General features: G+C 55.5%; 20 protein-coding genes and 2 other annotated features. Of the genes, 5 read left to right on the forward strand and 15 right to left on the reverse strand.

The features are described from left to right. Positions 1-296: 296 nt before the first annotated feature. The 7 genes from B212_RS0121785 to B212_RS0121820 form a co-directional block, all read right to left on the reverse strand. On the reverse strand, positions 297-1,847 hold the full coding sequence (locus B212_RS0121785) for a 2-isopropylmalate synthase (RefSeq protein WP_019913222.1): 1,551 nt from the start codon (positions 1,845-1,847) through the stop codon (positions 297-299). A gap of 242 nt (positions 1,848-2,089) precedes the next feature. Next, positions 2,090-2,380, reverse strand: a binding site (T-box leader). Positions 2,381-2,417: 37 nt separating this feature from the next. Further along, positions 2,418-2,746: a binding site (T-box leader), on the reverse strand. Positions 2,747-2,798: 52 nt separating this feature from the next. Beyond that, complete coding sequence (gene tsaD / locus B212_RS0121795) at positions 2,799-3,848, reverse strand: tRNA (adenosine(37)-N6)-threonylcarbamoyltransferase complex transferase subunit TsaD (protein WP_019913224.1); 1,050 nt, start codon at positions 3,846-3,848, stop codon at positions 2,799-2,801. After that, positions 3,845-4,369 (reverse strand): ribosomal protein S18-alanine N-acetyltransferase, encoded by a 525-nt coding sequence (rimI, locus tag B212_RS0121800; protein WP_019913225.1) that lies wholly within the window; start codon positions 4,367-4,369, stop codon positions 3,845-3,847. Before rimI ends, tsaD begins: the two co-directional genes overlap by 4 nt. Further along, on the reverse strand, positions 4,366-5,199 hold the full coding sequence (tsaB, locus tag B212_RS0121805) for a tRNA (adenosine(37)-N6)-threonylcarbamoyltransferase complex dimerization subunit type 1 TsaB (protein ID WP_019913226.1): 834 nt from the start codon (positions 5,197-5,199) through the stop codon (positions 4,366-4,368). The genes rimI and tsaB overlap by 4 nt, the downstream gene beginning before the upstream one ends. After that, the gene (gene tsaE, locus B212_RS0121810) at positions 5,183-5,686 is read right to left on the reverse strand and encodes a tRNA (adenosine(37)-N6)-threonylcarbamoyltransferase complex ATPase subunit type 1 TsaE (protein WP_019913227.1); all 504 of its coding nucleotides are present in this window, start codon (positions 5,684-5,686) and stop codon (positions 5,183-5,185) included. The genes tsaB and tsaE overlap by 17 nt, the downstream gene beginning before the upstream one ends. Before the next feature lie 105 nt (positions 5,687-5,791). Next, positions 5,792-6,799 carry a DMT family transporter gene (locus B212_RS0121815; protein ID WP_019913228.1) on the reverse strand — a complete coding sequence of 336 codons (1,008 nt, stop codon included), beginning with the start codon at positions 6,797-6,799 and terminating at the stop codon, positions 5,792-5,794. 76 nt (positions 6,800-6,875) lie between these two features. After that, on the reverse strand, positions 6,876-7,808 hold the full coding sequence (locus tag B212_RS0121820) for a helix-turn-helix domain-containing protein (RefSeq protein WP_019913229.1): 933 nt from the start codon (positions 7,806-7,808) through the stop codon (positions 6,876-6,878). A 162-nt stretch (positions 7,809-7,970) separates the two neighbouring features. On the opposite strand from B212_RS0121820, the gene B212_RS0121825 reads away from it, so the two are divergent. Further along, on the forward strand, positions 7,971-9,959 hold the full coding sequence (locus B212_RS0121825; RefSeq protein WP_019913231.1) for a glycoside hydrolase family 31 protein: 1,989 nt from the start codon (positions 7,971-7,973) through the stop codon (positions 9,957-9,959). A gap of 519 nt (positions 9,960-10,478) precedes the next feature. Here B212_RS0121825 and B212_RS0121835 read toward each other — a convergent pair. After that, positions 10,479-10,664: an H-type small acid-soluble spore protein gene (locus B212_RS0121835; RefSeq protein ID WP_019913235.1), complete on the reverse strand. Its 186-nt coding sequence runs from the start codon at positions 10,662-10,664 to the stop codon at positions 10,479-10,481. A gap of 174 nt (positions 10,665-10,838) precedes the next feature. Next, entirely contained in the window at positions 10,839-11,012 is a 174-nt protein-coding gene (locus tag B212_RS34660) for a hypothetical protein (RefSeq protein ID WP_019913236.1), read from the reverse strand. A gap of 166 nt (positions 11,013-11,178) precedes the next feature. Between B212_RS34660 and ku the strand changes: the two genes are divergently transcribed. Then, entirely contained in the window at positions 11,179-12,153 is a 975-nt protein-coding gene (gene ku / locus B212_RS0121845) for a non-homologous end joining protein Ku (RefSeq protein WP_019913237.1), read from the forward strand. Positions 12,154-12,215: 62 nt separating this feature from the next. Beyond that, complete coding sequence (locus B212_RS34665; protein WP_156830181.1) at positions 12,216-12,623, forward strand: hypothetical protein; 408 nt, start codon at positions 12,216-12,218, stop codon at positions 12,621-12,623. 147 nt (positions 12,624-12,770) lie between these two features. Here the strand turns inward: B212_RS34665 and B212_RS33335 are convergent, their stop codons facing one another. From B212_RS33335 to B212_RS32165, 5 genes are read right to left on the reverse strand one after another with little or no spacing between them, the layout of a single operon-like run. Beyond that, positions 12,771-14,531 (reverse strand): alpha/beta hydrolase, encoded by a 1,761-nt coding sequence (locus B212_RS33335; RefSeq protein WP_232231501.1) that lies wholly within the window; start codon positions 14,529-14,531, stop codon positions 12,771-12,773. Positions 14,532-14,579: 48 nt separating this feature from the next. Then, entirely contained in the window at positions 14,580-15,626 is a 1,047-nt protein-coding gene (locus tag B212_RS0121860; RefSeq protein WP_019913240.1) for a FecCD family ABC transporter permease, read from the reverse strand. Then, entirely contained in the window at positions 15,623-16,666 is a 1,044-nt protein-coding gene (locus tag B212_RS0121865; RefSeq protein ID WP_019913243.1) for a FecCD family ABC transporter permease, read from the reverse strand. The genes B212_RS0121860 and B212_RS0121865 overlap by 4 nt, the downstream gene beginning before the upstream one ends. Positions 16,667-16,688: 22 nt before the next feature. After that, positions 16,689-17,696 carry an ABC transporter substrate-binding protein gene (locus B212_RS0121870; protein ID WP_019913244.1) on the reverse strand — a complete coding sequence of 336 codons (1,008 nt, stop codon included), beginning with the start codon at positions 17,694-17,696 and terminating at the stop codon, positions 16,689-16,691. Between the two features lie 42 nt (positions 17,697-17,738). Further along, positions 17,739-19,433, reverse strand: coding sequence for an AraC family transcriptional regulator (locus B212_RS32165; protein WP_084673335.1), 1,695 nt, complete (start codon positions 19,431-19,433; stop codon positions 17,739-17,741). A gap of 154 nt (positions 19,434-19,587) precedes the next feature. Between B212_RS32165 and B212_RS0121880 the strand changes: the two genes are divergently transcribed. Together B212_RS0121880 and ligD are read left to right on the forward strand one after the other, a co-directional pair. Then, positions 19,588-20,562 (forward strand): ATP-dependent DNA ligase, encoded by a 975-nt coding sequence (locus B212_RS0121880; protein ID WP_019913247.1) that lies wholly within the window; start codon positions 19,588-19,590, stop codon positions 20,560-20,562. Beyond that, positions 20,559-21,443, forward strand: coding sequence for a non-homologous end-joining DNA ligase (ligD, locus tag B212_RS0121885; protein ID WP_019913249.1), 885 nt, complete (start codon positions 20,559-20,561; stop codon positions 21,441-21,443). The genes B212_RS0121880 and ligD overlap by 4 nt, the downstream gene beginning before the upstream one ends. Positions 21,444-21,638: 195 nt before the next feature. Here ligD and B212_RS0121890 read toward each other — a convergent pair whose 3' ends face one another. Next, positions 21,639-22,547: a YitT family protein gene (locus B212_RS0121890; protein WP_019913250.1), complete on the reverse strand. Its 909-nt coding sequence runs from the start codon at positions 22,545-22,547 to the stop codon at positions 21,639-21,641. Between the last annotated feature and the right edge of the window lie 53 nt (positions 22,548-22,600).

Here is a 22,600-nt window from a genome sequence, read left to right on the forward strand (position 1 = left end):
TTTCCAGGGTCCAAAAAAATGCCGTTATTGCTGATTTTACACGCTTTTTACACAACGAAGACAGAATATGTGGATAACGTTGTCCACAGCTTGACAAAAGGTGCTGCCGCTAAAAAATGCTGCTTTTTTTACGCAAGTAGAAACGGCTACGCCGTCCTGAAAAGGACGGTTAAGTTATAGCGTAAAACCAATAAATACGCTTATATTTTCAAAAAAACAGCACTTCGCGGAAGGCTGCTGAAATAGCCGAGTCCTCTTCCCGTTCACCTCTGCCGGGCCGAGGACTCGCAATTTGTCTATTCTGAGGCAGCGGAAGCCTCTTCAGCGGAAAGCAATGCTGAATTACAGGCCGCGATATAAGCGAGGCCAGCCGCCATTACAATATCCTGATGAATGGCGGTTCCCCTGAATTTATTCCCTGCCCATTCGACCATAACCGCAGCCTCGGCCTGGGCGTTCTCGCCGCTGCCCAGCGAATGCAGCTCAAGTCCCGCAAAGTCTATCTCCTCGGCAATGCCCTGTCCGATCGCCGATATCACCGCCTCAAGCGGCCCGTCTCCGGTGCTGGTATAGGAGGTTTCTGTGCCGCTTCTCAGGTGGCGCACCGTAACGGCAGCGACACGGCGCGGGGCGCTGCCAGCCAGCACCTGAACCTCGCCCAGCTCATAGACCTGGGCCTCACGGCCGGTTGTGCTGCTGACCATCCGCAGCAATTCATCGTCGCTGACGGCCTTTTGGCGGTCGGCCAGCTCTTTGAACGATTCATACAGCGCATCCAGCTCTGCGCTATTCAGGGCAATGCCATACTTCGCCGCGCGGTCCCTCAGCGCATGTCTGCCGGAATGCTTGCCCAGAATGATCATGCTGCGCGGAATGCCCAGCCGCTCCGGGTCCATAATCTCATACGTGCTGCGGTCCTTCAGCAGCCCGTCCTGATGAATCCCCGATTCATGCTGGAACGCGTTTCTGCCAACAACGGGCTTGTTATAGGCAATCGGAAAGTGCATCGCCCCGCTGACCATCCGTGAAGTGTCGTACAGCTTATCCAGCACAATTCCCGTCTCCGCGCCAAGGGCATCCCCCCGGGTCTCCAGCGCCATCACCAGCTCTTCCAGCGCACAGTTGCCGGTACGCTCCCCCACGCCATTGACGGTTACTTCAATTTGGGTCGCCCCGCCTTCAATAGCCGCAAGGCTGTTGGCTACAGCAAGACCCAAATCGTTATGGCAATGGGCGCTGTAGCTCACGCGCCCGCCGCCTCTGGCCCCAAGCCGAACGCGCCGGAACATCTCCCCGTACTCCTGCGGGAGCGCATACCCTACCGTATCCGGCAAATTAATGATCGTTGCGCCTTCCGCGATGACCGCCTCGACCATCTCGATCAGATCATCAATTCCTGTCCGTGCGGCATCCATAGCGGTGAACTCCACAACCTCGCAGAACTGCCGGGCGTAGGCAGTCATCTCACGGGCAACGGCCACCACTTCCGCCCGGCTCTTGCGCAGTTGATGGCGCAGATGGATATCTGAAGACGAAATGAACAGATGAATGCGCCGCCGCTCCGCATCCCGGGTCGCCCGCACCGCAGCATCAATATCGCCCTTGACCGCGCGGGCAAACCCGCAGATTTCCATGCCCTGCACCTTGCGGGAGATTGTCTCTACCGCAGCAAAATCCCCTGGACTGGATACCGGAAAACCCGGTTCCAGCACATCGACACCCAGCTCGGCCAGCTTATAGGCCAGAATGATCTTCTGCTCAGGCGTCAGGCTGGCACCGGGAGCCTGCTCACCGTCACGCAGCGTTGTGTCGAAAATCTGAATACGTTTTTTTACCGGAATAATCATGTTACACCCTCCTGCAAGTTATTGTGTGTTTAACTTCTATTCACATCGTCACTTCAAGTTCCTTGCACAGCACCGCACGTCGACTTGCGGCCCTGCTGATTCCCCGCCCACTGCTGCCGGCAGCAAGTAGAGAGTGAACGATCTGCAGGCTATGCAGACAGCCTTCACTCTCAAACGTTTCTTCAGGATAGTACCTGCTTATGAAGCACCACCTGAACAACGCAAAAAACCCGCCATCTCATTCAAGAGACGGCGGGTTCCCCCTCCGCGGTACCACTCTTTTTGACGCATGGCCTTCTGTAACAGCAAAGCTCCAAGCTGCGCCCAGCTCTTCCCCATGCTGCCGCACCGGTTCCATTTGAACCGCTGTGCTTCATGAGGGTCCGTTAACGGGGACATCCGTAGCAGCATACACCATGCATTTCCGCCGCTCCGCTCCCGGGCGAGATTCAATGCCTCCGGTGACTGCGTCGCACCACCCCGCAGCTCTCTGTTCACCTTCATCATTTACTACTCCCGTTCATTGCGTGTACTCTATGAAAAACTACGCAAAAAAGCCTGCCATCTCATTCAAGAGACGACAGGCTGTTAACCTTCGCGGTACCACTCTTGTTGACATCACGGTTCAGCCAGCGCTTAGCTTGTGCCAATGATATCCACTCTACAGCCATGCAAGGTATGGGAAGCAATCGCTTGTTCTTCCTTCGCTTACAGGGCTACCCTCTTACGGAGGCAAACCGTAACGGTGTACGAAAGATCCAGCCGCTTATCCGCCGCTGGCCCATGCTGCTTCCACCGCTCCGCTCCCGGACGAGTTCAGGTCTCCTTCGACTGCGTTGCACCCACCCGCAGCTCTCTAATCCCGGAGGTTCCTTACTGCTTCCATTCATCGCGTTTGTTCAAATTATAGATAATGATTGAACTGATTATACCCGCCTTCTCCAAAAGCTGTCAATAGGCCGTTACCGACCATTTCTCCAGCGAGAACCCGGGGTCGGCCACCATATCCAGCGGTGTGCCGCCATTATGCCGCCATTTCACGTAGGCGGCGGCACCGATCATCGCCGCATTATCGGTGCAGTAGACCGGTGGCGGAATAATCAGCTCGATCCCCTCCCTCTGGCAGCGGGCGGCCAGCGCTTCACGCAGCCCTTTGTTCGCGGCAACGCCGCCGCTGAGCAGAAGCTGCTTGGCCTTGCAGGCCCTAACCGCACGGACGGCCTTCTCGACGAGAACCTCGACAACGGATTCCTGGAAGCCGCGGGCAATCCCGGCCACATCCGGCGTAAGTCCCTTCATCTTGCTCTGGTTCACCACGTTCAGCACGGCCGATTTCAGGCCGCTGAAGCTGAAATCATACGAACCCGGCTCCAGCCAGACGCGCGGAAGCGGCACAGCTTCAGCCGCTTCATGGGCCAGCCGGTCCACATGGGGACCGCCCGGATACGGAAAACCAAGCGCCCGGGCTACCTTGTCATAGGCTTCGCCCACGGCATCATCCCGGGTGCGGCCGATTATCTGGAACTCGCCTTCCCGCTGCATATTGACCAGCTCCGTATGTCCCCCGGACACGACAAGGGTCATGCAAGGATATTGCAGCTCCTTGACCAGCCGGTTAGCATAGATATGTCCGGCAATATGATGTGTGCCGATCAGCGGCTTGCCCCAGGCCAGCGCGAGGCTTTTGGCCGCCACAACACCAACCAGCAGCGCCCCGACCAGGCCCGGGCCCTGTGTTACCGCAACCGCCGTCAGCTCCTCCGGCTGAACACCCGCCGCTTCCAGCGCCTCCTCAATCACCAGAGTAATGACCTCCACATGCTTGCGGGAAGCCACCTCCGGCACTACGCCGCCGAACGCGCGATGCGTTTCGATCTGGCTGGAGATAATATTCGCGAGCACCTCGCTGCCGTCTTTTACGACCGCAACCGAAGTCTCATCACAGCTCGTTTCAATAGCCAATATAAGATCAGGCTGATTTGCGCCCGTTTCTGTCTTCATTTCAAATCCACGCTTCCTTCCATCTTGCCTTGCTCCCCATACTCGGGCAGATCCGCCCACATAATAAGCGCATCCTCACGATTGTCCGAATAATAGCCCTTGCGGGTGCCTGCCGGCCGGAAGCCTTTTTTGCGGTATAAATTCTGGGCCACCTCGTTCGAGACCCGCACCTCCAGCGTAATGGACTTCATGCCGAGAAAAGCAGCCGTCCTCATCAGCTCCTCCAGCAGCCGGTCGCCCCATTTGCGTCCCCGGTACGCTGCAAGCAAAGCGATATTCGTCACATGCGCTTCGTCGACAATCGCCCACATTCCCGCATAGCCGATAATACGCCCATACAGCTCCATTACCATATATTTAGCAAAATGATTATGCGTCAGCTCATTACGGAAGGCTTCTTCCGTCCAAGGCATCGTGAAGGCTTCCCGCTCAATAATCAGAATTTCGGGAATATCCTCAAGCCTCATCAGGCGGAAAACAAGCTCCGTTCCCTGGTCTTTTGCAGGCTCCGATTCCATCATTTGAGGTTCAGGCTCCCTTCACTGCTGCGGCGCAGATTCGCTTCCGCTTCGGATAACTGAGTATAGTTCGGGATCAAGGCATGCAGATCGTCGCTTCCCGCCTGCAGGCGCTCCTCACCCAGATAGCCGGCCCAGCGGCCTTCCAGCTCGTAAGGCACAGACTGCACATAGCCTGCATTCATCAGCGGGCGAAGGGACTCCTCACTGCCGTGAAGCTGAGTCTCTCCGACAAACCAAATGACACGCGGCTTCCTGCCTAGAGCTTCTGCCTGCTCCAGCCGCTTAGCTAGATCGGGCACCCAGTCACCCATCAGCCGGATGGCATCGGGCGCAAGCCGCCGGGGCGCTCCTTCCCCGTCCGCAGCGAACAGCGCGGTGTAGGCTTGTCCCCGGCGTGCATCCAGCAGCGGTACAATCCAGTCCGGGCCGGGCCCGGACGTTCCAACCGCTGCCGGTAATCCGCCTGCCGCCTCCTGCGCCCGGGCGGCAGTCCATCCGCCCCAGGCCAGCGCGTGCAGGCTGGACACGCCGGCCACTGGCACCTTCCAGGCCCAGGCCAATGTCTTGGCCGCGGTCACGGCAATGCGTGTGCCCGTATACGATCCCGGGCCAACACCAACGGCAATTCCGCCGATCATCGCGGGAGTAGTAGCGGTAGCCTGCAGCGCCTGCTCAATAATCGGCAGCAGATGAACGGAATGATTCCGTTCACCGGAAGCATTCATCTCGTGCAGCAGCTTGCCTTCTTCAGTTACGGCTACCCCAAGGACAGCCGTTGATGTATCCAGCGCCAAAAACCGCTTGCGCGGCTCTTTATTTTGATTCGTCATTATCTTTACCCCACTTCTGGATCAGAGCCCGGCACACCTCACCGTAAGGCTCTCCTCTTCCGGTTACCGTAATCAGACGTTCCTGCGGTCCGATGGTTGCAAGCTTTATATGCAGATGCCGCTCAGGCATCAACTCCGTAATGATACTGCTCCATTCCACCAGGCAGACGCCCTGCCCGTAGAAATACTCGTCCAGCCCCAGCTCGTCCGCTTCGTGAAGCGAGATGCGGTAGACATCCATATGATATAGCGGCAGCCGCCCCTCATATTCCTTGATAATGGTGAATGTGGGGCTGCTGACGATCCCCTCCACCCCCAAATGGCGGGCAAAGCTCTGCGAGAACGCCGTCTTCCCTGCGCCCAAATCGCCGTCCAGCCCGATAACCATGCCTGCCGCTGCGGCGGCGGCCAATTCAGCCGCGAGCAGCTCCGTATCCTGCAGGCTATATGAACGGTAAGTGAACACCGTTTCAATGTTATTGTTCAAGCTGCAACTACCACCCTTTTAGATTATGGCTTACCGGATCAACCTTACAAGGTAACAATACTTTCAATTATATCGGTATGGTACTTTTCCCGCAACAACTGTGCTCTACTCCTTGCCTTCGGCTGCAAGCGAAGAGACGGGGTTCGGCGTGCTCAACGGGACGGAAATTTCACTGCTATAACGCTGCGAGAACATACTGTGCAGAACCATGCCGATAATAATCACAGCAATCCCGGTCCATGACAGCAGTGAAGGCACTGGTGCAGATAGAATCAGCATTTCACCTGCCAAAGCGAACAGCACCTCCAGGGATTGCGTAGCCTCTACAGCCGCAAGTCCTCCCATACTGCTGCGCACCATATCTGTAGCCCGAAAAAAAAGAACCGTAGCCACAATTCCCGAGGATAACGCAACGAACAGCGACTGCCCCACCTGAGAAGAGGATGGCAGGCCGCTGCCAGCGAGGCCATACAGCCCAAGCAGTAGCCAGAACGGCAGACTCGCCAGTGTCATGCCGAGAATCCGCTGAAACACGTCCAGCCGCTCGCCGCACAGCTCCATCATTTTACGGTTTCCGAGCGGATAGGCGAAGGATGCAAGCAGCACAGGCATTATGCCCAGCAGCACTTGGCCTGGTTCAAGCTGCCGGGCATGCTCCACCTGAAGCAGCGCCACACCCGCTAAGATAATCAGGGACAGGCCCAGGCCATGCAGAGGGATTTTGCCACGTATGTAAAGTCTTCCGTCAGGCCCGTCGACCCATTGTCCGAAGAAGGGGGCAAGCAGCGAACCGGAGATAATCGTAATCTGCCAGGTTCCTGCCGTCAGCCAGCCGGGAGCATAAGCAGCCGCAAAACACATCGGGGCATAAAACAGGCCAAACCCTACTGTTCCCCATAGCAGCCAGGAGGACAGACGCTCCTTCATGGCGGTCAATAACGGCCTCAGCCTGCCCCGTGCAGCCACAATGGCCAGCAGAAACGGCAACGTAAATAAATAGCGCAGCGAAGCGCTCCATGCCCAGCTTCCACCCGCCAGCTCCATTTTCCGGTTAAGCACAAAGGTAACAGCAAAGAACAGCGCCGAACAAACGCCAAGGACTATAGGGCGCATGAGAATCATCTCTTTTCGTCATTTTCACAAGTTCAATATAGGGGGTACACCCTGCAGCCGTCAACCTCTGTGTCAGCTATGACGGCGACTCCGCAGGAGCAGCATTCGTTTTGGCAGCAAGCTCCATACGTCTGGCATACTCTCCAGGTGTGATACCCTTGAATTTTCTGAACACTCTCCCGAAATACGTAGAATTTGAAAAGCCCACCCTGTGCCCGACCTGCTCGACAGAGTAGCCCTCCCCGCTGCGCAGCAGGGTAACCGCCTCATGAATCCGCAGCATGTTGATATACTCCACCAGTGTTTTTCCCGTGGCTTTTTTGAAAATATAGCATAGGTAATTCGGGCTGATGCAGCAGATTTGCGCCGCCTCCCCTACGGTCAACGCCTCTGTGAAACGGCTGCTCAAATGGACAAGAAGCGGGTGGATCACGCCCTCCGGACGGCTGCTCCGGCCGCGTGCCTCACTGTCGTCCGCCAATTGAAACGCATGCCCCAGCACGCCCAGCAGACCAGCTTTGACCAAAAGCTCATATCCCTGCTGCTTAAGCCGGAAGCTGGAGACGATGCCAACGATGCAGGCCCGAACTTCACCGGTGGCCGCCATCTCCAAAGTATAAAATTCCGGCAGACTCCTGCTCCCGCTCAGCAAAGGGGCGATGTACCGGGCCTCCGTACTGTCCATTGAGCTATTGCGCAGCAGCGCTTCATTGAAGACGACCGCATACAGCTCACTGCCCTCTTCCTCGGGAAATGCGGCATGAATCTGCCGGACATTTACAAAAGCCGCTTCTCCCGCGTGCAAAGTCCGGGATGCAGAACCGACCTGAACACGGAAGCTGCCTTTCAGGATCACCATCCATTCCAGGTGCTCATGCCAATGCAGGGGAATCAGCGGCATTTCCGGCTCACAAATATGAAAGCTGTTCATGGGAAAGGTAAGGTCCGGTATATGTGTATGCTCCCGATGCCTATGCCGATGCTGCTGCTGCGATGCCGAATGTGCCATCCCGATACCCCCTCTTTTCAAAAACGTAATATCGTATGATAGATGCGTAATTTGCGATATGTTAGAACCCTTGATCAGCATATATAATCCCATTATAAAGTGCCTGCAAGCAAGCGTAAACGCAGATATACAGCATAATATGATGCGATGGAGGTTGAGGAAATGTTCAAGCAAGAAGGCTCCCGGCTGATCCGGGAGTACGATTCCGAGCAGCTATGGATTGAACCGTGGGGGGAGAATGCCCTGCGTGTACGCATATCCTGCGACATCGTGCGTGATGATGATTGGGCGCTGCTGCCTGCCCCGAAGGTTCAAGCGGCGATCAATTGGGACCGGGATGCTGCAAGCATCGTTAATGGCAAAATTAAGGCCGAGATCACGAAGGAAGGGCAGATTACCTTTTATAATCAAAAAGGCGAAGTGCTGCTCCGGGAATACAAAAATACGTATCAGCTCAAATATGCCGGACATGAGCTGAGAGCGCATCCCGGAAGCAGCGACTATCAGGTGACGCTGCGCCTGGAATCCGATCCGCAAGAAAAGCTGTTTGGCATGGGGCAGTATCAGCAGCCCTTCCTCAACCTCAAAGGCTGTCAGCTTGAGCTGACGCACCGCAACAGCCAGACCAGTGTGCCTTTTGTGCTGTCCAGTCTGGGCTATGGCTTCCTGTGGCACAATCCGGCGGTGGGGCGGGTGAATTTCAATCTGAACATCACGGAATGGAGCGCCCCCTCAGCCAAACAGCTTGATTATTGGATTACGGCCGGAGATACCCCCGCAGAGATCGAGGAGTCTTACGCCCTGGCGACCGGAACTGTCCCCGTCATGCCGGAGTACGGAACAGGATTCTGGCAGTGCAAGCTGCGGTATCAGACCCAAGCTGAATTGCTGGAGGTGGCACGGGAATACAAGCGCAGAGAGCTGCCCATTTCGGTCATCGTGGTAGATTTCTTTCATTGGACCAACCAGGGAGACTGGAAATTCGATCCCGAATACTGGCCGGACCCCGAGGGTATGGTGAAGGAACTTAGAGAGATGGGCATTGAGCTGATGGTTTCCGTCTGGCCCACCGTTCAGACCGAAAGTGAAAATTACCAAGAAATGATTGAAAAAGGCTACCTCGTCCGCAGTGACCGCGGTGTGCGCACACAGTTCAACTTTTTGGGCCAATGCTCCATCTTTGACGCTACTCATCCCGAAGCCAGACAATTCCTCTGGAAGGTGATCCGCACCAATTATTATGACAAAGGCATCCGCATCTTTTGGCTGGACGAGGCCGAGCCGGAATTCACCGTTTACGATCACGACATTTACCGTTATCACCTGGGCTCCAGCCAGCAGGTGGCCAACCTGTACCCGAGCCAATACAGCCGGACCTTCTATGAGGGCATGCAGGCCTCAGGGCAATCAAATATTATGAATCTGGTGCGTGCGGCCTGGGCGGGCAGCCAGCGCTACGGCGCCCTTGCCTGGTCGGGCGATATCGCCTCCAACTTTGAAACCCTGCGCATTCAGGTAAGAGCCGGACTGAATATGTCCATTGCCGGCATTCCCTGGTGGACCACCGATATCGGCGGCTTTCATGGAGGCAACCCGGACGATCCCGGCTTCAGGGAATGTCTGATCCGCTGGTTCCAGTACGGCGTATTCTGCCCCGTCTTCCGCCTGCACGGCGACCGCGATCACGGCGGCAAGGACCATGCCGGCAAGCCGCTGGGCACAAGCGGCGGAGGGATCTGCCCAAGCGGTGCAGATAACGAGATTTGGAGCTATGGCGAGGAAGCCTACGACATCCTGAAGGCGCATCTTTTCATGCGGGAAAGGCTGCGTCCTTATATTGCTGGCTTAATGCAGGAAGCCCATGACAAGGGTACACCGCCCATGCGCCCGCTTTTTTATGATTTTCCTAAGGATGCTGCAGCCTGGGAAGCCGATGATCAATATATGTTCGGTCCCGGTCTCCTTGTAGCCCCTGTGCTGTATGCCGGTGAACGCAGCCGCAAGGTGTATTTACCCGAGGGAGCGGTATGGACCAATGTCCATACCGGCGAGATGACCGCTGGAGGCTGTACCTTAAGCGTGGAAGCCCCGCTGGAGCAGATTCCCGTGTTTATACGGGATGGCGCCGAGCTGCCGGTTGTGCCCGCTTAATAGTAGAGGAAGCATTGCAAAGCGGCCACAAAAAAACCGATTGAACGGGTACATCCCCTCAATCGGTTTTTGCATGCTGCTGCTTGCCCGGCGCAGAGCGATAATGCTAGTTGCACTCTTTACACTTAAATCAGGCGAAGCAAGCGAAAGAGCGGTTTTTATTGCAGATCATACAGTTAAAAAATCTCATATTGCTCCGCAGTGCCTTTTGAGTTAAATTTAGCTGCGGCAAATACAATTAAAGTCTGATCTGCGTAAAAATATCGCTTTTTAACTGCAGAAAGTACAACTATCTCCCGCTCTGTCTTCCACTGTCCGCACGGTTCTATCCTGAAATAAACCATGTCTGAACAGAGGACAAGGTTAGACAAGCCTAGAATTGGGCGAAGCCAAATTGAGGGCCTTCTATGCAACTTCATCGTCTGAAGTGCCGCGAACGAGCGGCGTGGATGTCTACTGTCCCTGTACACAATTAGCGTCAATCCCCTACTTCAACAACGCCCTTCGGACAAAAACAGCTCAGCTATCCTGCTCCTCCAGCCGCTCGACTCCTACTGTGTGGGTATTGCCTGGCCGGGTGCCCACCTGTACCGTTGCCATCCCATTGTCAGCATCCACATGCTCAATCCATACCGGCTTCCCGTCCAGATGCACGGAAATCATATCCTTGGAGGCGTAAATCGCCTTCGCACGCTGTACGTCCATTTTTTTGAGTCTCCTTAAAGTTTTGTATAGCATAGACTTCCATGAATAACTTCGTACAAAACTCACTTCGGAAGCATAGGCTTAAAGTTTTGTATAGCATAGACTTCCATGAATAACTTCGTACAAAACTCACTCCGCAAGCATACGCTTGAGTTTTGTGAGCAGCACGTTTCCCTATTCTTTTGCCGCAGGCGGCTCGCCGATGGTCGATTCGGCATCAAGGTGCCGGGAATCACCAGCCAGCTCATCTTCATCCGAGGACTTCACAATGTTCTCCCAATCGACGACCTCTGCCGGAATATCCTGCTCCGTTAGGGCGTCGATCCAGTCATTCCATCCTTTTTCCATACTGTTCCTCCACTTCACTAGTGTGCCGCTGGCGGGGATTTTGCGCAGTTTATCCTTAACACCCCGGGCTTATTTTTTCCCAACCTGCGCAAAAAATGCATCAGGCTAGAATAGGTCCGGCCATCCCATACTAAGCCAAAGCACTTAGACTCAGGAGGCGATAACCATGCATACGGTTTGGAAAGGAGCGATCAGCTTCGGCCTTGTTCATGTTCCGGTCAAAATGTTCTCCGCCACGGAGGACAAGGACATCTCGCTGCGCTATATCCACAAGGAATGCGGCAGTCCGCTGTCGTATGTGCGCAAATGTCCAGTGTGTGACAAGGAAGTGGCCTGGGAGGAGATCGGCAAGGGTTATGAATATGAGAAAGGAAAGTTTGTCCTGTTCGACAAAGAGGAGCTGGATCAGCTCACCGAGGAGAGCAGCAAGAGCATTACGATTCTGGATTTTGTGGATTTGACGGAGATCGACCCGATTTATTTTCAAAAAACCTATTACCTGTCCCCCGATCAGGCTGGCGCAAATGCCTACCGTCTGCTGATGGAGGCCATGCGCCAGACCGGCAAGATTGGCATTGCCAAAATCTCCATCCGCTCCAAAAGCAGTCTCGCCGCCATCCGCGTGCTGGAGAGCTGCCTTGCGATTGAAACGATTTTTTATCCCGACGAGGTGCGTCCGGTATCCCAGGTTCCCGGTCTGCCGGAGCCGGGGAATGTTAACGATAAGGAGTTGGACATGGCCAAGCTGCTGATTTCCCAGCTATCCACACCGTTTGAGCCGGCCAAATATACCGATGATTACCGCCAGCGGATGCTTGATCTCATCTCGCATAAAATTGCCGGTGAGGAATTCCATATCGCCCCGGCGCGGCAGGAGAGCAATGTGATCGACCTGATGGCTGCGCTGCAGGCCAGCATCGAGGCTGTGCAGCATATTCCATCAGATCCCGGGCCCTCGGTGTCCGGTGCTGCCGCCAAACCAGCCGCCGCTTCCCCATCCCGGAAAAAAACAGCCAAAGCCAAAAAATCTATGCCGACTGCTGACGGAACCGCGGTCATCCACGAAGACACCGGGCCGATTCCGGTTATCGCGCCCAAAGCCAAACGCCGCACGGCCAAAAGTAAGGAATCCGGCGCTTAGGAAGGGAACTCGCTTACAGCCCCCTCCACGTTGCAGCAACGGCAGAACTGCTGTTAGTTCTGATGGAACTCCCCCATCTTCCTCCAACAACAGCAGTTCTGCCGTTAGTTCTGATGGAACTCCTCAATCTCGCTCTAACAACAGCAGTTCTACCGTTAGTTCTGATGGAACTCCTCAATCTCGCTCTAACAACGGCAGTTCTGCCGTTAGTTCTGATGAAACTCCTCAATCTCGCTCTAACAACGGCAGTTCTGCCGTTAGTTCTGGTTGAACCACCCAAGCTTCCTCCAACAACAGCAGTTCTGCCGTTAGTTCTGGTTGAACCACCCAAGCTTCCTCCAACAACAGCAGTTCTGCCGTTAGTTCTGATGGAACTCCCCCATCTTCCTCCAACAACAGCAGTTCTGCCGTTAGTTCTGGTTGAAGTGAAGTACCTGCTTACGGTTCTCCTTGTTCCACCTGTTTTTTAGTTCATTTCTTAAGCGATAGCCCTGACGCTTAGGGGATCAGCGGATGGACCCTATGCAAAGGGACGGCTTACACATGTTTTCCGGTGGATAAGCGCACATACAGCAGCCCTGTCACACGCAAGGCCCCAACCTACAACTGCGCATACCCTAGATGCACAGCTCCGCGCCATCTTCTGCGAACACAAAGCGGAGCATCGGACTGAACATTGGCTGCAGCACGGACATATGGCCTTCGTCCTTGAACTCGGTGTAGACCAGCCTGTGGAGCCCGCTTCCCGCGTATGGGCGCAAGCGCTCATAGAACGCTTCAGCGTTCTCCAGCATATTGGTATCGGCCGAGCCGATGCCCATCATCAGCGAGCAGGTCTGCTCCCCGCTGCGCAGCCGCTCTTCCAGCTCAGGCAGCAGTTCGAACAGCACCCGCTCCTTCCACCAGAGCGACGGGCTGCCCGCGACATAGGTACTGAACAGACGGCTGCGCCGGATCAGAGCATAGAGGGTAAAAAAGCCGCCCAGCGAGTGCCCGAACAGCGCTGTCCGGCGCTCGTCTACGGCGTATTTGCGGCGGATCAGCGGCATCAGCTCCAGCTCGATGAAGTTGAGAAAAGACTCCGCCCCGCCGTTCACCGGCCAGGGCGACCCGTCGGGACGCAGCCCCTGCTGCGTATCGGGGATGGTGAGGTCCCTGAACCGCCGCTCCGCAACAAACGGCCCGTCCGCCGGATAACCGATGGCGACGATAAGACCGGACGGAAGCCCCCGCGGATGGCGGGTCTGAAGACGCATCGCATCGTTCAGCGAGGCGAAATAGGCGTTGCCGTCCACGGTATACAGCACCGGATACCCTTCCGGCGGTGCAGGCTTCAGCGGGATGTGGACGAAGATGCGGTAGGTCAGGCCGTTGTGCAGCGAGGTCATATCCCAGACCTCGGTTCCCGGCAGCGTGCAGGCAGTGACCGCCGAGGTCAGCTCCTCGCCTGCACCGGCTTCAGGCAGTAAACCCTCTGCCACAGACCGCGCCGCCCGCGCCAATCCGCCAGCTCTCTCAGCAGCGCCGGTCCCCTCTGCTGCTCCCGCACTTGCGGCGCCTATAGCAGCTTGAGCGCCTGTGCCGCTTCCCCGGACTCCAGCCCCCAGGACTGCACCAGTTCGTGCCCATGCCTCCTGTCCCTCGGCATCGCCGTACAGCCAGCCTAACGCTTCCGGGAACTGGCGGGACATGAACGCCAGATCATGGGCAGCGCCGTCGATAAGCTCCAGCCGGAGCTGCCGCTCATCCGGCAGTTGCCCGCGCAGCAGGCGATATACGCGAAGCGTGCTGGGAACGGCATGCTGCTGGATGTTGAGCTTGTATACCCCTTCGCGGTTGCCGACGGAGAGATAGATCCGCTGGCCGGACACCGGCAGCGGATTCGCTTCGGCATAGTCAAGCATGCCGTCATACCAGATGGAAGGCGACAGCAGACCGAACCGTCCGAAGGCATCGGGACGGCGGTATGCGGCGAGCAGCGTAACCAGCCCGCCCAGCGAATAGCCAATCAGCCCTGTGGACTGCGGCTGCGGGTCCGTGCGGAACATGGAATCAATATACGGCTTGATGCCGTCCGCTACCTCATCAAGGTAAGCCGGCCCGCCTCCGCCGAAGTCCTCTCTCCCCGTCGTGGCAGCAGGCGAAGGCCAAGGCGTGTATTCCCTGTTCCGGGACGGGCTGCTGATGCCGACAATAATCAGCTCAGCCAGAAGCCCCTCACGGAACAGCCTGTACATATAATTTAAGGTGTTCGTCATCAGCGTAGCGCCGTCATGCAGATACACGGCGGGATAACGCGTTTGCGACAAAGCATAGGAAGGAGGCAGGAACACCGTCAATCGGCGTCCCTGCCATTCCAGTTCTTGCACTTCAAACATCGGTTCCCCCATCCTTCCATCCTTCATCTTTCTTGATCTCCGGCAGCTTCACCGGCTCCTCCGCCCCTGCGTACGCAGCAGCCAGACAAAATACGGCACGCCGACAATAGACAGCACCACACCCACCGGCAACTGCGACGGCGAGAAGAGGGTCCGCCCGATAAAATCGCTGACCATGACGAGCGCAGCGCCCAGCAGACCGCTGAGCGGCAGCGATCTCCGGTGCGAGAGTCCACTCAGGCGCACAGCCATATGCGGAGCGATCAGCCCGACGAAGCCAACGCTGCCTGCCACGGACACTCCGGCGGCAACGAGACCTACACTGGCCAGCAGCACCATGTTCCGCTCCCGCTGCAGTGGAACGCCAAGCCCGACCAGGCTGGTATCGTCAAGCCGCAGCAGATCAAGGACATGCGTTTTGCACAATAAATACGGCAGCACTAACAGCATCCACGGCAGCATGGAGACAATAAACAGCCAGTTGGCCGAATTCAGATTGCCCGACAGCCAGGAGGCGGCCCGCTCAAAATCATTCGGGTTCATCTTCAGCGAGATGTACATCGTCACGGCGGAAAAACCGGTCGTGACGGCAATCCCCACCAGAACGAGCCGCTGGGGATCCATCTGGCCTCCGCTGCGCGCCAGAAGAAAGATAATCATAGCTGCCAGAAGTCCGCCTGCCACACCGAAGATCGGCATAAGCATAATCGCCAGCGCACCTTCGGTTGGAATCAGCCCTTGCAGGAAATACATAAACAGCACAACGAACATCCCCGCACCGGCATGAATGCCCAGGATACCCGGGTCCGCGAGCGGATTGCGCGTAAGGCTCTGTACGGCAGAGCCGGCGATACCGAGCGCCAGTCCCAGCAATGCCCCGAGTACAATCCGGGGCAGCCTGAACTGGAACAACACCAGGCTAATCTCCGGCTCCGCCGCCCGGCCGAGCAGTCCATGCACAACCTCTCGGACGGAAAGATGCATCTCCCCGGTGGTCAAACCAAGAAGGATAAGCGCCACAATGACGGCAAGCAGGCCCAGCACAATGGCCGGGTAGCCTGAACCAGGCAGAAAGCGGGCTGCATACTTCTTCATGCGCCTCCCTCCCCTTTCTTGCGGCGGATCAAATATACGAAGAACGGCACACCGAACAAAGCCAGCACAATGCCAATCGGCGTCTCAAACGGATAGTTCATCCAGCGTGACAGTAAATCGCAGACGCCAAGGAACAGGCCGCCGAGTACGGCGGACAGCGGTATGATGCGGCGATAATCGCTTCCAGTCAGCTTTCTGGCGATATGCGGAATTATTAGCCCGACAAAGGCGATTTTTCCGGCGATAGCTACGGCGATTCCCGTCATCAGCGCAACGGCCACCATCGCTCCGCCCTGAATAAGCCAGATTCTCTGCCCAAGGGAGGCGGATACCTCATCCCCAAGCGCGAGCACAGAAATATAACGGGACAGAAACAGCGCCAGTACCAGCCCCGCTATAGCGTAAGGCCAGACCAGGCCGAGCTGGCCCAATTCCATCTGGTAGAGCCTTGCGTTGTACCAAAAGCTGATTTTTTGCGGGATATGATAATACATCGCCAGCGCATCCGAAATCCCGTTCAGGAACATGCCGGTGATGATGCCCAGAATAGCCAAGGTCACCCTTGAACGGCCATTCGGAATCAGATAAGCCATGCCGAAGACAATAGCCGCACCAAGCGCCGACCCGGCCATCGAAACGAGCAGCAGGCCTGTTCCGCCGATAGACGGCGCATAGACCATGCACAGCGTCACGGCAAACACCGAGCCGTCCGAGACCCCGAGCAGGGAGGGCGAAGCCAGATCATTGCGCGTAATCCCCTGCATGATAGCCCCTGACACCGCCAGCAGCATGCCGACGAGCAGCGCCCCGAGCGCCCGGGGCAGACGTGCATGAATAATAATTTGATGGTTCAGATTACCGGAATCATAATGCAGCAAGGCATCCCGCACATCCATGAGCGAGATGCCTTTGGCTCCATAGAGCACCGAGCAGGCGACAAGCAGCACAGCCGCGGCAGGGAAGCCTGCAAGAAGAATGCTGAGCAGCCTGTTCTTAGAGGGGCCTGCAGCGGGAAGCATGCCAGGGTTGGTAGGCGTCATGACTTGTACCTCAGCGCTGCCATTAGTTCTGAATTTTTTCCATAAAGGCCTTAAGGAACTGGATTTTGCTATAGGCGGTGCCGCCCTGCGCCAGCGGATCAACAGCATTGACGAATACTTTTCCATTCTTCACCGCATTTACGCTCTTGAAGATCGGATTGCTCTCAATATCCTTCAGCGCCGAAGCGTTGTCTGGATTCTCATCCTCGGAGAACTGGATAAAGAGCACGTCAGGGTTGATTGCAGCAAACTGCTCGACCGACAGCGCCTCCTGGGTTTTAGCCGCCGCAATAGTTTCAGGCACGGCAAGCCCCAAATCGCTGTATAGCAGCGGGTTATAGTACAGATCAGGTCCGTAGATGCAGATGGAGCCCTCACGGATACGTACGAGCACTACCTTCTTGTCCTTCAGCTTATCAGCAGCGACCGACTTCGCTTGCACCAGATCTTGCTTGTAGGTGTCAATCAATTGGGCTGCCTGCTCCTGTTTGCCGCTAAGCTCGCCCAGCAGCGTCAAATTCGCTTCCCAGTTGGTAGCGACATGTGAATAAGGGATCGTCGTCTGAATCTGTCCAAGCTTGTCCAGTACAGCGGCGTCGAACTTGGTCGTACCCAGGATGACATCGGGCTTCAACGACAATATTTTCTCGAAATTCGGGTCTACCTTCTCGCCGATGGATTCGGCTTTGTCCGTGATCGAAGCGAACATTGCAGGGAACTTGCCTGCCGAGCTGATTGCGCCTACCGGATGAATATCGAGCAGAATGGAATCCTCCATCGCCTCCAATGCACCGGTAATTACGAACCGTTCCACCTTGGCCGGCACTGTATAGTCTTTGCCCAGGTAGCTGATCGTCCGGGTGCCGCTTGCTTCAGGGCTGGCGGTTGCCTCGGACTCCGCTGAAGGGCTTGCCGAAGCTGCCGCATTGGACGCCTCCGTACCCGCTGTTTCCGTATTGTTTTTTCCTCCGCATGCTGCCAGTACGACCAGCAGAAGCATGCTCAGCATGAGATATACTGTCTTTTTCATATGGTTGACTCCCTCCACTTTGTTGAGAATGATTCTCAATCATTATGAAAGGTTTTGCCCGTTTACACCATAGACGAAGGGAGGATTCGGCATGGATTTTTTACCGCCGATATGCAGCAGCACGTCTTCGCGAATTCTTTCAAGCGCCACCGGTGAATATTCCCGCCACGGATTGGAGGACAGCAGCCGGAGCCGCTGCTCACGCACAACCCGCAAGCGGCTCCATTCGGACGTTCGCTGCAAGGCATGCCACAGCTCCAGCGTCTGTGAATCCTGCCTGATGAGCAGCGCAACATAATCAACATCTTCCGCCTCTAGCTGCTCTAAGGTAACAGGCGCACTTTCATCCCCGTCTTCGGGGGCCAGATGAGGACGGCGAAGCCCCAATTCGTTATACACATAATCCAGTGTTCCTGATGAACCGAAGCCGAGCAGTTGTCCCCTGATCATCCGCACGAACAGGACGGACGGCGCACCGGAACCGGAATCGAGCATAGCCCGCGCTTGCCGGTTCCCGTCCTCAAACTGGCTGATCCAGCGCCCGGCCTCGGCATTCATACCCAGCAGCCGCGCCAGCTCCAGCAGATTGGTTCTCCACGAGCCGGGCGCTTCGGGCAGCAGCTTGACTACAGGGGCGACCGCCTGAAGCCGTTCAAGCTCCGCTTCGCTTGTCTCATCCGGGCAGATGATCATATCAGGGGCCGCCTCGGCAATCCGCTGCAGGCTAGGATGCTGCAAGTCATCCGTTGTGCCGCATTCCAGATGGTAGGGAATATCTGTGCCGAAATGCTCAAAGTAATAGCTCGCCCACTTCGGATGCAGCGGTGCCAGGTACGGAAGCTGCTCCAGCGGCAGCAGATAGCCAAGGATGGACGCGCAGGCATAGGCCGCAAGCTTCTGCTTCCGCTTATTGACATAGCTGGACGGGGAGAGGCCGAATTCCTTTTTGAACAGGCGGCTAAAATAGAACTCGTCCTGGTAGCCCACGGCATGCGCAATATCCTTCAGTCTCCGCCCGGAGCTAAGCATCAGCCGCTTCGCCCGGTTCAGGCGCAGTCCGGTTATATATTCGCGGACACTTTTACCGTAGGCCTTCTTGAATTGCTCGGCAAAGTGCTTCGGACTTATGGCCGCAAGCTGCGCCAGCCGCTCCACAGTCAGCGGCTCCTCCGGGTGTTCATCCATATACCGCTTCACCCGCTCCAGTCCGCCGGAATGCCGGGACAGATCTGCGGCAGACGCCGGGACGGCCTCCAGCAGCAGCTCCATCGTGAGCAGTTGGGCGCGCAGCCGCAGCATCGGATTGTCCGACCGCAAGGCTCCGCATATGGAGCGGCAGCTATCCCCGGCTGCGCCGGGCACCGGGTGCACCAGCTCCTCCGGCAGCAGATGCGGGCCATAGTGAGCCATGGACTTAAGGCTTCCGGGATGCAGACCCTCCGGCTCATAGAACTCAATGCGGAGCATGGCCACCAGCGGCGGCTCGCCCTCTCCGGCCAGCTCAAACGTTGTCCCCGCATAGCAGACGTACAGGGTATCCTTTTCCATCGGGATGATCAGGCTTCGCTTCTTGAGCTGGCAACTGCCCTCCAGCAGCACAAGCAGGGTCGTGTGGGTAGCCATAATCTGAGTCATTGTATACGAAGAGCTTACGCTCGCCAGTTCGGCATACTGCAAATGGAGCGTCCAGCGTCCGGGATCGGACCCATTCATTCGACGCAATCGGGATAATTCCATAGACGACACACTCCTAACAGATTAAATGAGAATCGTTATCATTATACCATTGATTACCGCCTAACCCCTTCCCGATTTTTTAGACTAAATAATTTACAGGGATCAGGAAACCCTGATACATAACACAGCAAAAATACTTCAAGGAGATCACCCGATGATAAAAGCGGACCTGCAGCTAAAGCCCATTTTCCCGTTTGAGCCCATAAGCACCTCTATCACCCCTGCGGGCGACAATTGGATCACACAGGTCAAATGGGACGGGGTAAGAATGCTGCTCTATTATGACGGCAATGAAGTAAAGCTGCTTAACCGGAAAAAGAACGAGCGGACGAGCCAATACCCGGAGTTTCAGGATATCGAGTCATTTTGCAGCGCGGGCTCTGTCATTCTGGACGGTGAAATCATAGCCTTTGAACACGGCAGGCCTTCATTTCATGAAGTCATGAGAAGAGACAGTCTGAAGCAGCCGCAGAGAATCAAACAATCTATCCGCCAGGTCCCTGTTACCTTTATGATTTTTGATATTTTGTTGTATAACGGCGAGTGGGTCACGGATCGGCCCTTATTTTACAGGCAGCAGTTGCTTGAATCCGTAATCACCGCTCGAAACAACGTACAAATTGTACAGAATTTCCGCGATGGAGCCGCCCTTTTCAGCATGATGAGGCAATATGGGATGGAAGGGGTGGTGTATAAGGATCTTTCCAGTACGTATAGTCTGAACGGCAAGGATGGGCGCTGGAAAAAACACAAGGTGATACATGATCTGATTGCAGTTGTGGGGGGCGTAACTTTTAGAGATACAATGGTTAACTCTTTGCTGCTGGGGCTGTATTCAGAAAATCAGGATTTGGTGTACATTGGCCACGCAGGTACCGGTAAATTAACGCAGAAGGACTGGGCAACAATAACTGAAAATGCCAAGAGGATGCAAATACCCGGAAAGCCCTTCATCAATGAACCGGAACGTTCAAAAACAGCCACCTGGGTTGAGCCCAAGCTTACCGTTAAGGTCGAATACCTTGAGCTGACTCATGGGGGAACTCTCCGCCATCCAAGTATCCAAGCTGTTGTAATTAGGGATAAGAGCGAATGCACTATCGACCAGTTAAAGGAGAACACCGTATGACGCAGACCATCAAAGGCTCCATCACCATAGAAGGACAAGAGATCACCATCACGAACCCGGAGAAGCTGCTGTGGCCCGAACGCGGCATCACCAAACGGATGTATCTGCAAAAGCTGGCCGCACTCTCCCCCTATCTGCTGTGCTACTGCCGCGACCGGCTGCTGACAGTGATCCGTTACCCGCACGGTGTTCCCGGTATGTCCTTTTATCAGAAAAATGCGCCGGAGCCGCTCCCGGACTTCGTTCGCACGGCAACGCATGACGGCATTACCTATATTCTGCTGCAAGGCTTGCCGGAGCTGCTCTGGCTGGGCAATCTCGCGGCGCTGGAATTTCACCCTTCCCTGCATTATGCCGGAAGCGAGCTGCCGTGCGAATGGATGATTGATCTGGACCCGTCTATGGAGGTTGAGCCGCGCATTATGGAAGCAGCCGCTGTTGTAGGCGAGGTGCTGAAATCGCTGGGACTGGCCTCTGTGCCGAAGACATCGGGCGCTACCGGTGTGCAAATTATCGTTCCTGTCCGTCCGGGGATCACCTTTGACAGCCTGCGCAGGATCGGCCACCTGGTCGGCCGGTATGTGACCGAGAAGCGCCCCGACCTGTTCACCCTGGAGCGGCTGAAAAAGAATCGGGGAGACAAGATTTACTTCGACTACCTTCAGCACTATGGCGGCAAAACCTTAGCGGCACCCTATACACCGCGTGCCCGGCCGCTGGCAACCGTGTCCACTCCGCTGCTGTGGGAGGAGGTAGAGCGTAACGTCTCGCCCGCCGATTTCCACCTGCTGAATATCGAGCAGCGTCTTGGCCGCATGGGCGACCTCATTGCCAACGTGCCGCCGCAGCCGGTGGAAGCCATCCTCTCCAGGCTGCCTTGACCCCTTGCCGCTTCCGCAAAAAGCAATAAGCCCGCAGATGCCTATTCAGGCTGCGGGCTTATCAGGCGTCCACTTTATGGACGGAAGGTATTATATATAAGAATACGGCGAGATGATCTGAAGACGCCGAATTGATTACTCTGACTTTCGTAAATATACCTTCCTTCGGTCAGCGCACCTTTTCTGCGGGTGCAGCTAATGGATTGATTTTTTCTTAAAGCGTCCGCCTTTAACATCATGGATATTGCCGATTGCGATAAATGCGTCGGAATCCCAGTCTTCAACAATGGATTTAAGCTTTGCTTCCTCCAGACGGGTAATAACCACAAAAATAACCTTTTTGTTCTCCCCGGAAAAGCCGCCTTCTCCATCCAGATAAGTAACACCGCGTCCAAGACGCTCAGTTAGCGCTTCTCCGATATCACGGTATTTGTCGCTGATAATCCATACCGATTTCGATTGATCGAGACCCTCAAGCGTAATATCTATCATTTTGAAAGCAATGTAATAAGCGATCAGTGAGAACATGGCATTATTCCATCCAAATACAAAGCCCGCGCCGGTAAGAATAAACACGTTGAAGAACATCACAACCTCACCTACAGAGAACGGGAGCTTCTTGGCAATCAGAATAGCGACTATTTCCGTTCCGTCCAGCGAGCCGCCATAGCGTACAACCAGACCTACACCCACACCTAGAATAACGCCCCCGAACACTGCGGCAAGCAGCGGTTCCCCCGTTAGCGGAGCTACAGGATGCAGCAGTTGAGTGCCAATGGACATTAGGACTACAGCAAATAATGTGGATAAGGCAAAGGTTTTACCGATCTGCTTATAGCCGATCACGAGAAACGGGAGGTTAAGCAAGGTCAATAAGATACCAAGAGGAATGTTGAAGATGTGGGAAAACATAATGGAAATCCCGGTGATTCCGCCGTCAATCAACTGATTGGGAACGAGGAAAATTTCCAGTGCAACAGACATCATCGCTGCTCCGAGCACAATCATAACGAACCTCTGGATTAATCTGGCCCTCTTAAAGGCTTCAGATTTCTGAGGTTTATTCTGTCCCTCACCCGAAAAAATTTGCTGGCTTACAGTCATAGAACTCCCCCTATAAAAAGTATAGTTTCTTCCACACCTTCATTATATCATAA

The sequence above is a fragment of the Paenibacillus sp. HW567 genome (assembly GCF_000374185.1).
Taxonomy (GTDB): Bacteria; Bacillota; Bacilli; order Paenibacillales; family Paenibacillaceae; genus Paenibacillus_AQ.